9 protein-coding genes are annotated in these 12,550 nt (G+C 61.0%); 4 read left to right on the forward strand and 5 right to left on the reverse strand.

Annotated features, from left to right (window positions below; genetic code table 11):
- Nucleotides 1-184 precede the first annotated feature (184 nt).
- On the reverse strand, nt 185-817 hold the full coding sequence (locus tag HMPREF3166_RS00025) for a hypothetical protein (protein WP_049050308.1): 633 nt from the start codon (nt 815-817) through the stop codon (nt 185-187).
- An 83-nt stretch (nt 818-900) separates the two neighbouring features.
- Here HMPREF3166_RS00025 and HMPREF3166_RS00030 point away from each other — a divergent pair, with 83 nt between their 5' ends.
- A complete protein-coding gene (locus HMPREF3166_RS00030) occupies nt 901-1,272 on the forward strand; it encodes a hypothetical protein (RefSeq protein WP_246816876.1) in 372 nt (123 codons plus the stop codon).
- Here HMPREF3166_RS00030 and HMPREF3166_RS00035 read toward each other — a convergent pair.
- The 4 genes from HMPREF3166_RS00035 to HMPREF3166_RS00050 are packed head-to-tail and all read right to left on the reverse strand — an operon-like array spanning nt 1,269 to nt 9,083.
- Nucleotides 1,269-4,040 carry an AAA family ATPase gene (locus tag HMPREF3166_RS00035; RefSeq protein WP_070487171.1) on the reverse strand — a complete coding sequence of 924 codons (2,772 nt, stop codon included), beginning with the start codon at nt 4,038-4,040 and terminating at the stop codon, nt 1,269-1,271. The genes HMPREF3166_RS00030 and HMPREF3166_RS00035 overlap by 4 nt on opposite strands.
- Nucleotides 4,041-4,060: 20 nt before the next feature.
- Complete coding sequence (locus HMPREF3166_RS00040) at nt 4,061-5,317, reverse strand: metallophosphoesterase family protein (protein WP_051876238.1); 1,257 nt, start codon at nt 5,315-5,317, stop codon at nt 4,061-4,063.
- Between the two features lie 15 nt (nt 5,318-5,332).
- Nucleotides 5,333-6,352: an SWIM zinc finger family protein gene (locus tag HMPREF3166_RS00045; RefSeq protein WP_070487172.1), complete on the reverse strand. Its 1,020-nt coding sequence runs from the start codon at nt 6,350-6,352 to the stop codon at nt 5,333-5,335.
- Entirely contained in the window at nt 6,345-9,083 is a 2,739-nt protein-coding gene (locus tag HMPREF3166_RS00050) for a DEAD/DEAH box helicase (RefSeq protein ID WP_246816877.1), read from the reverse strand. Before HMPREF3166_RS00050 ends, HMPREF3166_RS00045 begins: the two co-directional genes overlap by 8 nt.
- Before the next feature lie 523 nt (nt 9,084-9,606).
- Here HMPREF3166_RS00050 and putP point away from each other — a divergent pair.
- The 3 genes from putP (at nt 9,607) to HMPREF3166_RS00065 (ending at nt 12,445) form a co-directional block, all read left to right on the forward strand.
- Nucleotides 9,607-11,196, forward strand: coding sequence for a sodium/proline symporter PutP (putP, locus tag HMPREF3166_RS00055; RefSeq protein ID WP_192817234.1), 1,590 nt, complete (start codon nt 9,607-9,609; stop codon nt 11,194-11,196).
- Between the two features lie 132 nt (nt 11,197-11,328).
- Nucleotides 11,329-11,904: an HNH endonuclease family protein gene (locus tag HMPREF3166_RS00060; protein ID WP_246816878.1), complete on the forward strand. Its 576-nt coding sequence runs from the start codon at nt 11,329-11,331 to the stop codon at nt 11,902-11,904.
- A gap of 55 nt (nt 11,905-11,959) precedes the next feature.
- Entirely contained in the window at nt 11,960-12,445 is a 486-nt protein-coding gene (locus HMPREF3166_RS00065; protein WP_070487175.1) for a hypothetical protein, read from the forward strand.
- Nucleotides 12,446-12,550 lie beyond the last annotated feature (105 nt).

Raw genomic sequence — 12,550 nt, forward strand, 5'->3', positions numbered from 1 at the left:
AACAATGTCGCAACTGAGGTGTCAACCATCACTGCTTTTGCTTTGTGGTGGCTAACTGTCAACTATGTCGCGGCTGATCTGACAACCGTCACAACGCTTTTCCCTGGAACACGTTGTCAACTATGTCCTGACTTCGGACATCGCCGAGGGCACTCTTTTCAAGCCAGGGGCACTCGGGGCGTTCTTATTCCTCCGATTTCCTCGGATCGAACTCTACCGAGTCGATGATCGCCTCGATCTCTTCCTCGGACAGGGTGAGCGCCAAGATCTCAACTCCAGCGGCTCCACCGCTTCCTGCGGAGACGAACACCCACGCGCCGTGCAGAGTCTTGCCGGACTTTTCGTTCGTCGTCCAAGTGGTCAGCTTGGCCTCGTCGGCGTTTTCGATATCCAGGTCGCGGGACTCGCCTAGTTCGAAGTCTCTTCCGTGGGTGGTTCGGAACTGGGCGTTCACTTCGAAGTACCCCATCGTGGCGGTTGCCGTAGGCCCTTGCCCCTGGTCAGAGCTCAGACGAATCACGTCCGTTGGCTCTTTATCGGCCTCTTTGTCCGCGTTAGACCAAGACGTGGTGAAACCATTCTCCGTTGGTTTGAAGTCCTCGGTCTCTTCCCAGTCTGCTGGAACTTCAAGGGAGATTCGCCCTTCCTCAACCCGCTGCATTCCTTCGGTCACGGACTGTGCCGAGTTTTCGGCCTGATCCGAATCTTCGGAAGAAATGAGGCTGCACGACCCCAGTAGGGCGGCTGAGGTGATTACTGCAGCGATCTTTACTGCTAGCGAATGGGACTTTGAGCGAGGCTTTGAGTGGGACTTCATGGGAGCACTCCTAAGTGTTCTCTTCTGTGGCGATAATAACGTCGCTTTGGGGCACTCGCTGGGTATTCTTAAAGTAATTCTTATTGCCCTCAAAGGCCTCAAAGGACTCAGAGGCTAAGTCCCCGGCGCCTACTCCGGGCGGTTCGCAGCAGCAGACGAACACCACCGGCGAGGTGGTCATTGGCCACACTGAGGCGCCGGGGCAGGCGAACCCATCCGTCATGAATAAGACGATCGCCTCTTGCGGGGATCCCTCGATGCACGAGACCGGCACAACTTTCTTTACCGACGGAACGTCAGGGTGGACGTCGACGTGTGCCAACAAGATGATGGCCGCCCGCCCGGCCGAGCCTGCACCCGCGCCGGATGATTCTTACTACGAGGGATACCTCGACGGTTATGACGACGCGCAGTATGACTACTACGACTACTACGACGAGTACAGCGACTACTAGGAACTAGCTCCGGCTTTCTTTAGGCTGTCGATACTCTGGAAGTCCACCCCCGGGATCCGGGAGAACCTATCCTTGTCGCAGGTCAGGACGATTATCTGATTATCCCGCCCCAAGGCGCCAAGCACCTTGTTCATGCTCTTGGCCCGGTCGGTATCGCTGAATCCCAACACGTCGTCCAGGAATATCGGCACCCCGCTGCCGTCGTGCCCCACCAGGCGGGCGATGGCGAGCAGTTGCAGAATCTCCACCTGTTCCTGGGCGCCGCCGGAGAGCTGCTCCTTTTCCAGGCGCACGCTGCCGATAGCGCGGCTCGAAACCTGGAACTTCTCATCGACGTCCAGATCAACATCGCTACCGAAGACAATCCCGGAGAGCTTGTTCAGGGCCTTGCGATACGGCTCGGAGTACTTTTCCTGCATCCGCTTCCGCGATTCCTGAACCACTTGATGCAGTAGCTCCGCGGCATCCGCCTGCCTGCGCAGCCTAGCGACCACGCCCTTGAGACGCTCTACTTCCGCCTCCGCCTGCACCTTGGTTTCCGCGGAACCGCGAGCCTGCCCGAGCTCGGCGTTCAGGGCTGCAATGTCCACTCGGCATTCCTGTACCTGCTGGTTCAGCATGTTTACCCGGCTCCGAGCACCCTCGAGGCTCGCCTGCACGTCCGCAACGTCGCCGAGCTCGCCTACTTCCTGCCTCTTGGAATCGAGCTTTTCGTGTGCCGCATCCACGGCCTGCGTTGCCTGGGTGCGCTTCGCCTTCAGTTCTTCGTCAGAGTATCGCTCGCGGGCTGCTTCCAGATCCTTCGCTGCCGCACCAAGCTGCTGTTGCAGGTTTTCCACCTTCGCCTCGTACTGGATCTTCCGCTCGATCGCGTCGCTGTTCTGTAGGGAAAGCAACCGTCCGTTGGCTTCGTCACGGGCTCGGGTGGCTGCCTCCAGCGCGGCACCTTCTTCTACTTCGTCGATGTTTTCGCCGGCTTCCACGTTGGCGTCACTACGCAGGGAGCTACTAGTTTCCAGCAGCTTCTCGACCTCGGCGGTGAGGCTTTCCACCTGACCGTTCAGGTCGGAAAGTGTTCGCTTGCCGAGGATGGCCTTGAGGCTCGCACGCTGGTCGCGCAGGGTTTCCTCGTCCTCGTTCCGCGCCCTAACGGCACGCCCAAACTCTTCAAGGACTTCCGCGCGCGGATCCTCGAGCGCAATATGCTCGCGCCCGACCGCCGATAGTTCCGCATTGACTTTCTGCAGCGCCTCGTCGACGTTCAGGTCGAGGTTGCTGGAATCCTGCGCCGGGGTGACGCGCACCTCGTATTCACCCAGGCCAACGGTCCATTCGGTGGTGACCTTCTTTTCCAGGCCGCTCTCCCCCAGGGCGGCCTCCACTCCGTTGTCCACGATGGTGCTGTCGGCCGGCCCTGCGATACGAACGGAAGTCGCGCCCGCATCGCGGATCTTTATCTGCGCGTCCAGGTCCGTCATCGCCTCACGGATCCTCTGTTCCGCCTGCGGCGTGGCCGGGTTGCGATCCACCTTTTGAGCCAGCTCCGCTACCTTCGCGTCCAGCTTCACCGCGCTATCCCGCTCCTCCGTCGCGGACTCCAGCCGCCCCTGGATGTCCGCCGTGTTCTTTAGCGCGGTGGCCAGCTTGGCACGCTTATCCGCACGCACGTACGCGGCGTGGGCACTATCGAAGGCTCTCTTCGCCTCGTCGCGCTCGGCCTGTTGTTCCTCTGCCCTTTTCTGGACGCCACGTAGCTCCTCCGTCGCTGTTTTGAGCGACTGTTCTAGCTCCCCCTGCGCTAGCTTCTGCTTCTCCCGCGCCTCGGATGCCTCTTGCCATCGCCCGACCTGGTCCTGTTTCAGTTCCAGCTCGTTTTCCAGGGCGCTTAAGGCCTCCGCGATCTTCTTCGCAGCCTCTAACCGCTCGGCGCATTCGTCGAACTCTTTCTGCGCATCCGGTAGATCGTCTTCGGCATCGGCGCGCTGAATCTGTTTGGATTCGATTTCACGGATCGCTGCCTGCGCATTGTTGTACTCAAGCTTGGCGGTCGCTAGGGCTTCCTGCGCACTCGCCAAATCTGCCTCGGCGGCGGCCAGCTCTCCCTTGGAATTTCTGTTGGCTCGGCGGTCCCGCAGCTTCTTGTCCTCGTCGTCGATCAGGCGGACTAGCAGCTCCGCGGCGCCCTGGTCATTTTCGCTGATACCTCCGGCGGCGCTGGCAGAATCGTCCACAGCACCGTCACCAGAGCCGTTACCAGCAGTGCGCAGTGCCGAGGACAGGGAGGGAATGGCCGTGAAATCGAGGGCGTCCAGGCGCTGCCCCTGGCTGACGAAGAGTGCCTCGCGCAGGGCGGAGTCGATGCTCTCGTTCAGCAGCTCGCTGAACTTCTCCATTGCCTGGTCGCCGGTGTAGTTGCGCACGGAGGGGCGCAGCACATCTAGGAGCACCTTCTTTTTCTCGAAGTCCTTGGTGTACTCCACCAGGTTCTCGCCCAACTGCATACGGGCGGTGATCTTTGGCTTGGTGCCGCTGCCCACGGGGAAAAAGCCACTGACTTTCTTGGAGGTCGTCGAGACTTTCCAATCCGAAAGCAGCAGGCCAAAGGCGTTCATCAGGCTGGATTTTCCGGCCTCGTTGCTGCCGTGAACGACGGTCACACCCGTGGCGCTTGGGGCAAAGTGCGCGGACTCAATGCCCGCGAAGTTGCGCACATCCAAGTTCTCCAGCACGAAGCTGGCTTTTGGCGATGCCTTGGTAGAAGATGTCATTTCCTTGCCGTCCCTCTCCCCTAGTTAGCCTTCTCCGCCTGGTGTGCCAAGCGCACGAGCAGTCGCAGCGCATCCTGCGCCTGCTGTGCCCGCTCTACCCGTTGCGGATCCTTGCTATCGGAATTCGCCAGCTGCTGCAGTTCTTCCACCGCCTCGCCGACAAAACCTTGACTGAGCAGCCCCTCGGAAAGCTCGTCCTCGTCGGGAATAACATGCAGCTTCATTAGCCGCTCGCGCGCGTATAAAGCAGCGAAGGTCGGCGCGATCTTCGTGATCCGCTCGTCCAGGTAAGCGGCATCGTGGACGGACAGCGTTCCCTCCAGCGCGTACTTCACCACGGTGGTGCGCTTTGCGTCGATTCCCTCTAGCCGCTCCAGGAACTCGTCGATATCCGCCGCCGAGTTCACCGTCGCGTTCAGCGCCTTGAATGCCCAGCGCCCGACCGGAACCTCCTCTACCTGAACGTCCGCCTGTTGTGCTGGTCGCGCCGGATCCACCGCGATGTCCACCATCAGCACGTTTCCGGAGTTCGCTTCGCCACCCCCGTCTGGTTCAACGAAGGCCGTGACCTCCTGTGCGCCTGAGTACCACACCCGCGCCCGTGATGCGTCCGCGTCCAGCGGCATTGTCGAGTGCGTGTCACCCAGCGCCACGTAGTCCACCTTCCGCTCGCGGCACGCCCGGGCTGCGTTGTCTACGTCGATGCGGTCTAGATCATCCTTGTCGCCGAAGGAGCCTACTGCCCCGTGCCCCACCAGCACGCGCACACCCGCTCCCTGCACCGGCTCCAAATCTCTCAGCGCGGCCGCCACCAGGTCCTCGTCCGCGTTCTTCCCCCGCAGCGGGGCACCCACAATCTCGAGAGGAACACCAGCCGCGCCCGCGCCACCGGAGTTCGGCACCGCCACTGGAGCCGAATCCCTAAGCACATAAACATTCGCCAGTTCGGTGAACTCCTCCCGGTGGTACACGCTGGCCGCGTCCAGCGGATCATGGTTTCCAGGCAGAAGGAACACCGGCACTTTTGTGCGCTTTAGCACGTCCATCGCACGCCCGTAAATCTCTGGTTTCAGCAGGTTATCGTCGAAGACATCGCCTGCCACCACGATGGCATCACACTGCCTTTCCTCCGCGAGGTCCAACAGCGCCTCGACCGCCGTCAACCGCGATTCATCAAAACGCGACTGCGCCTCGCTGCTCAAGAAGCGGCGCTTCATCCCCAATTGCCAATCCGACGTGTGCAAGATCCGCACCCGGTGCGCCGATGTTGTTGCCATAGGTTGTGCCATGCCTTACCCCTGCCCGTTGTTGTTAGTGTTGCCGTTATCGCTAGCGTTGCCGTCTACTTCGCCACTTGTCTCGCCTGTAGTTCTATCAGCCCCTCCAGACAAGCCAGCTTCATAATAGAACAAAGGTTCGACAGCCTGCAGGGTCTCATAACAAACCTCCAGCTCATGCATAGCCTTGAGCTGATCCACCGCATGCCAGGTCACCGACCGCATGGCCTCTTTCAAAGCCTTTTGATCGCCCTGTTCCATGCCCGATTCCCACTGCAGAGGCTCCCATTTCACCGGCTCCGCCGCCGTCCCCCAGAACTCGGCCGAATCCACCTGCTCCGGTTGGTCGGTATGCTTCTCCGCGTTGTCTGGAGCTTGCTGTTGCCTAATTGGTGACGCCCCCACGCCCCCACCACCCCAGCCCTGAACTGGGCGCAGCAGCTCCTGCGCGTTAAGCCCCCGCCATTTCAGCAGAATACTGGCGTCCCTATCCAGCTTCTCCGCCGCAGAATAGGCCAGTGCCACCACGTGCTTACAGACCGCGGACTTATCCGGGCAGCTGCAGTACACCCGGTTGACGTGCCCGGGGTGCATCAGCACCGAGGCGACGTCCATGCCCGGCGCGCCGCCACTTAAGAGGGAGCGGATGTGCGAGCTGTCGGAGAGCATCTCGTGGTACACGAAATCCCGCTGGCGGTCCGTGAGCCTCCGCAGGTGAATGGACGTTTCAAAAGGCTCCAGCTGCGAGCCGTGGATCAGCCCTGCAACCACATTCTCCGCGAACTCAACGCTCAGCACTTTGCCGCCGCGGAAGTATTCGCGGCCGCGCGCCAGCCTGCCGGAGTCTGTGGACCTGGAAATAGACTCCATCAGTTGCGAGCTGGCCCAGCTGTCCTCTCCACGGATGTGGGTGCCGTGCTGATCCCGCAGGCGGTCCATTTCTTGGCGTCGCTTGGCTCCAAAGTCAGCGAGCACCACGTTGTCGCCCCAGGTCGCATCCGTGCGCGTGCGCTTCTTCGGTTGCTTGCTAACCATCGTTTTCCTCCAGCTGAGTGGACTCGCGCAGCTGCAGCAGCTCGCTCAGCTCCTCATCGTCGAGGTTGGCGATCCACCCCTCGCCTGCGCCGACGATATCTCCTGCCAACTCCCGCTTGCTCATGATGATGTCGTGGATTCTCTCGTCGATGGTGCCCTGCACCACCAGCTTATAAACCTCCACGGACTTGTTTTGGCCGATCCGATAGGCCCGGTCCGTGGCCTGGTCCTCCACTGCCGGATTCCACCAGCGGTCGATGTGGATCACCACCGAGGCTTCCGTCAGGGTGATGCCGGTGCCGCCAGCCCGTACTGAGAGGATCATGATCGGCGGCCCATCGGCGCTCTGGAATTCGCGGACCATCTGCGTGCGCTTCGCACGCGACAGGCCGCCGTGCAGTACGGGAACCTCCACACCGAAGGTGCTCTGCAGTTCCGGTGCCAGCATCTTGCCGAATGTCGGGAACTGCGTGAACATCAGCACCTTCTTGCCCTGTTCCAGCGCCTGACTGGTGATCTCGAAGATACGCTCGATCTTTGCCGAGCGATGCTTGCCATCGGCCAAGATTCCGGAGCCGTCGCCCGCGAAGTGCGCCGGGTGGTTGCAGATCTGCTTGATCTTTACCAGCGCTCCCAGGATGTTGGCCCGGCGCTTGCCGCCGGGTAGCTGCAGGCGCATCTCCATGTCTTTAATAAAGGTCTCGTACAGCGCCGCCTGCTCTCTAGACAAAGGTACTCGCTCCACGATGTCCTGCTTCTCCGGCAAGTCCAGACCAATCGCCACGTCGTCCTTCAACCGGCGCAGGATAAAGGGCTGCACCAGCCCGCGCAGGCGCCGTTTCGCCTCCTCGTCCCCATAGCGCTCAATGGGAATGGCCAGGCGGTTTTGGAAGGCTGCGGCGGAGCCGAAGATTCCGGGGTTAGCAAAGTCCATAATCGCGTACAGATCACTCAGCCGGTTTTCCACCGGAGTGCCCGTCAGTGCAATGTGGGTCTCTGCATTCAGCGAGCGCACCGCCCGGGACTGCTTCGTCGCCGGGTTCTTGATGGCCTGCGCCTCGTCGGCCACCACTCGGCCCCACTGGACCTGCTGGTAGCGCGCAGTATTCCTGGCCACGCGCCCGTAGGTTGTCACCACCAGATCCGGCTTCTTTTGCTTGCCCTCCAGCCCCTGGGACGTGGCGTCACCAAACTCCTTATCGGTGAGCAACCCCGAACCGTGATCAACCAAGACCTCCAAGCTCGGCACGTGCAGCGCGGCCTCCGCCCGCCAAGCCTCCACGACGGTGGTGGGCGCAACCACCAGGGTGGGGCCTGCGCAATCGTCGACCTCGCGCTCCCAGGCCAACAACGCGAGCACTTGCAGGGTTTTACCCAGACCCATGTCGTCGGCCAGGATCGCGCCAATACGGTGACGGTGCATCCAGGCCAGCCAGCTTAGACCACGGCGTTGGTGGTCGCGCAGGGCGGTCTGCACCGCGGCGGGAGGCTCTACCGGCTCCGGCGGATCCACCTGTGCCTCGCCGTCGAGCAGTCGTTCCACCCAACCGTCAGCCACCACGCGGAATTCGTGGTCGGTATCTACCGTCTCGCTGGCGCTCAACAGGTCGGCTTCCAAGATGTCGCGCACGCTCACGGTGGCATCCCCCACCGGCTCGTCCTGCTCCTTGGTCACTTCCGCGAACCACTTGCGGGCGCTCGACAGGGCCTCCTGATCCAGGTAGACGTACTCGCCGTTGATGCGCACGATCGACTCGGCCGCGTTCAAAAGCTCCTGGCGGGTGGCCTCGTCCAGTTCCTCACCGGTTCCGTCGGCACCATCGGCACCGTTAGCCCCTGCTGCGCCGCCGTCGCCCAGGCTGACTTCCCAGGAGAAGTTCATCAGCTGATCCATGCCAAGCTTGCCCGACCCCGGCCCCTGCCCCACCGGGGTGGCCTTAGCCTTTACCCGCGGGCGCACCTTGCCCCACCCACGCGGAATCATCACGCTAAATCCGGCTTCGCGCAGCGCCTCCGCCCCGTGGTCTAGGAAGCTCGCTAGTTCGGTGATGTCCAGGTTCGTACCCAGGGTTGGTTGTGCGCTCGGCAGTTCTTCTGGACGCCACCATTCCCGCTCCAACCGATTCGAGCCGCTATTCACCCACGTCAGCAGGCTTCGTACGTGCGGATTGAACTCCTGCCACACGTCCTCCACCCTGTAGAGGCTGCGGATAACCTGCTCCCTCAGATCTTCGTTCATGGTGGCTGGGTTCAACGGCTCGAAGGGTCCACCGTTCTGGGAATAGGCAATCTGCAGCCACCAGGTTGGTTCGGAATCGACTTCTTCCACTTCGGAGGGCGTAGACAACAAGAACACCAACTGCCCCGCCTGGGCCTCAGCCTCGCGCCGCCACTGGCCGAGGCTTACCACGGTGCTGGCTCCGCCCCGCCGGGTTGCCGTGCCCGTCGCCAGGGCCCGCACGAAGTCCGAGGTGAAGTCACTCAGCTCGCGGCGCAGGTGGGTCACGGCGATCCAGTGCGCAAACTCGTCGGCCATGCGATCCACTACGTCTGCGCCACCGTTGCGTGTCAGCACTCCCGGCACGCGCTCACGGAACTGCTGCAGCACGCGCATGTGGTCGCCTGCGGGCGCAAGCGTCCAGCGCGGGAACCACTGATCATCCACTCGCTCCATCCGCACCATCACGCGCCCGGCCCGCACAGCTTCCTCAACAAAAGCGCATAAATTCATAAGGAATTTAAGCTCCGGACCCAGCCCGTCAATCAGCCCACGCTTATCAGTAGCTCCAGTATCGATACTTTTATTCGCATACTCACATAATGCCCTCATTAGCTCAACAGATTCTTCGGGTGTTAAAGCCACCGCCGGCACCGGTAATTCCTTAACCCTCCCCCGTGGAGTGGACAGCCAGATCCCACCCCTATTGCGCCATGGTCGCGACCCCAGCACATCCATACAAACCGCAGGTAGATCGTCAATTTCCAGCTCGTCGATATCGAGTACCACCCCGTGCCCCTCGACACGCTCTACCCACAACCACAGCCCGCCCGACGTGGGTGCAACAACGTGCATCTGATGCGTGAATCCCATGCTGGAAGTTCTACCACGTACCCCGGACACCCTTCGCAACGTAAACGTCTTCGCTAACGTGGATACCGAGTTGTGCGCGTCACACATACGCGCGCCTTCTGTACTTCGGAGCACAGAGAGCCCGAAAGCTGACGTATAGAACTTATACATTCAACTTGAGGAGATGATGTTTGTGACTGACCAAACATGGTTTGTCATAGCCATGGTGATCTATCTGATCATCATGCTGCTGATTGGACTTTATAGTTTCAACCAGACCGACGAGTATGAGGATTACATGCTCGGCGGACGTAACCTGCACCCCTTTGTCGCCGCATTGTCCGCCGGCGCATCAGACATGTCCGGCTGGCTCCTCATGGGTCTGCCTGGCACGCTCTACTTGCTCGGCTTCTCCGAGATGTGGATGGCCATCGGCCTGCTGATCGGCGCCGCAGTGAACTGGTACATCACTGCCCCGCGCCTGCGCGCCTACACCGAGGTGGCGAATAACTCCATCACGATCCCCTCCTTCCTGGAGAATCGCTTCAACGATCACACGCACTTCCTGCGCATCGCCGCCGGCATCATCATTCTGGTGTTCTTCACCTTCTACGTATCCTCCGGCATGGTTGCAGGTGGCGTTTACTTCGAGTCCACCTTCCAGGGCGACTACCTGACCGGCATGATCATCATCGCCGCCGTTACCGTGGGCTACACCTTCATCGGCGGCTTCCTGGCCGTCTCCTTCACCGACACCGTCCAGGGCTGCATCATGTTCGTCTCCCTGCTGCTGGTGCCGGTCATGGCGCTGCTGCACATGGATGATCCAGGCGCTATCTGGACCTACCAGCTAGAAAACGCATACGGTCTGGGCTCCATCGAGCCGAACCCGAACTGGTTCTCCCTGTTCACCGGCGTTTCCTTCATCACCATCATCTCCAACGCCGCGTGGGGTCTGGGCTACTTTGGTCAGCCGCACATCATCGTGCGCTTCATGGCACTGCGCAGCCCGTCCGATGCCCGCGCAGGTATGCGCTACGGCGTCGGCTGGATGTTCCTGTGCCTGGTCGGCTCTGTCATGGTCGCAGTCATCGGCCCGGCATTCTTCGGCATGGATCCGTCCATCGCCGTCGTTGACCAGGAGAACTTCGAGTCGATCTTCCTGGACATGGGCCGCATCCTGTTCCACCCCCTGATCGCTGGCCTGATCCTGACCGCTGTTCTGGCCGCGATCATGTCCACCATTTCCTCCCAGTTGCTGGTTGTTTCCTCCGCGCTGATTGAGGACATCTACAACGGCCTGATCAACAAGAACGCATCCGATCAGTCCCTCAAGAACCTCTCCCGCATCTCCGTGCTGATTGTCGCTATTTTCGCCGGCGTGATTGCTCTTAACCCGGAGTCCGGCATCCTTGGCCTGGTCGAGTTTGCCTGGGCGGGCTTCGGCGCCTCCTTCGGCCCGGTCATTCTGGCTTCGCTGTACTGGCGCCGCCTCAACGCTCCGGGTGCCGCCGCTGGTCTGGTCACCGGTGCTATCGTCGCCTTCATCTGGGGCGGCCTGCCGCAGTTCGGTGTTATGGACAAGCCGTTCGGCCTGTACGAGATGATCCCGGGCGTGGCTCTGAACGTCATCGTCATGGTCGCCGTTACCCTGATGACCAAGGCTCCGTCCAAGGAGATCACCGATACCTTCGACAAGGCAACCGAGCTTTCCAAGATCGCCATCAAGAAGGACATCGACTTCGAGGAAGCCGCAGAGGTAACCGCCAAGTAGCTCACCCGCTTTTCTTGAGCGAACCTTTCTAGCGCCGCTGCAGTCTAAGACTGCATGCGGCGCTTTTCCCTGTCTCACCCCTTCCGCCTCTATTGCCTGTTCCTGGTTGTTGTGGTCTGTGTCGTTTTTTGGGTGACGACGCCACATCGTCACCACCCGCAGGATCAAGCAACGGTTAGGGAGTACCTGCAACGCATTCACCAGATCCCCGCCCGTCCACGGGTACTGGGATACTCCCGCGCCCGATTCGGCGACGGGTGGGGAATGCAGGTTACAGAGTTCGGCGTCTGCGATACCCGGCACTTGCTGCTGGTGCAGACCTTCGGGGGTTCTGCCGGTGGATGTGTCAGCAACGACGGAGGCGGAACCCTGGGGAAACAAGGGGGCGTCGATCCCTATACGCATCACCCCATGGACCGCCACGGGGTGGACATAGACCACATCGTCCCGCTGGCGGCCGCGTGGGACTTGGGGGCTTATGCGTGGCCGGAAGAGCAGCGGCGGGCATTTGCAAACGACGTACAGCGAAATCTGCTGGTGACGGCGTCCGAGGTGAACCGTGAGAAATCCGATTCCACATTGAGTGAATGGCTGCCCCCGGTGGAACGCTGTGGCTACTGCGCGCGCTTCTTGCGGGTAGTCGGCGACTATGGTTTAGCGCTTTCGGCGGCGGATGTGCAGGCGGCTCGGGAAGCCTGCGATCTATAGGGCGCGCGGCATCTAAAGATGACAAGCCCCCTGTTCATCTGTGAAAATAGGGGACATGTCTACTTTTATTATTGCGCTTCACGTCCTGGCGGCGATCCTGCTGATCGGCCCCGTAGCTATCGCTTCCTCCATGTACGCTCCCCAGTTCCGCAAGGCACAGTCCGGTGACCCGACTGCTGTCGGTGCCCTGCGACTGGTACACCGCATTACCCGTTCTTATGGCTTCATTTCCCTGCTGGTACCGGTACTGGGCCTGATCGCATTCTTCGTCGTTGATGGCGCAATGAAGAACACCGCGCTGCACTTCGCCCTGCTGCTGGCCATCGCTGCCTGGGGTGTTCTGATTGCTCTGGTTATCCCCCGCCAGCGCCAGGGCCTGGTTGCACTGAACGCTGTCGAGGCCGGTGACGCTCCGGCTTCCGAGGCGGAGGCTGCCAAGGCCGCGGACGCCGACGTTTCCAAGATTCCGGGCCAGGCGGCGATGTTCGCGGGCATCTTCAACCTGCTGTGGCTGGTCACGGCGATCCTGATGTTCGTCTAAGCCCCTTCAGCTTTTAAAGCTTTAATCAGAACCCGCGGATAAGGCCGCGGGTACACGAAAAACGCACCCCGGGTCTGAACTAGCCCCCGAAAGTTGGACTGGTTT

Origin of the sequence: Corynebacterium sp. HMSC08A12, assembly GCF_001807485.1 — a bacterium.
GTDB classification, from domain to species: Bacteria; Actinomycetota; Actinomycetes; order Mycobacteriales; family Mycobacteriaceae; genus Corynebacterium; species Corynebacterium evansiae.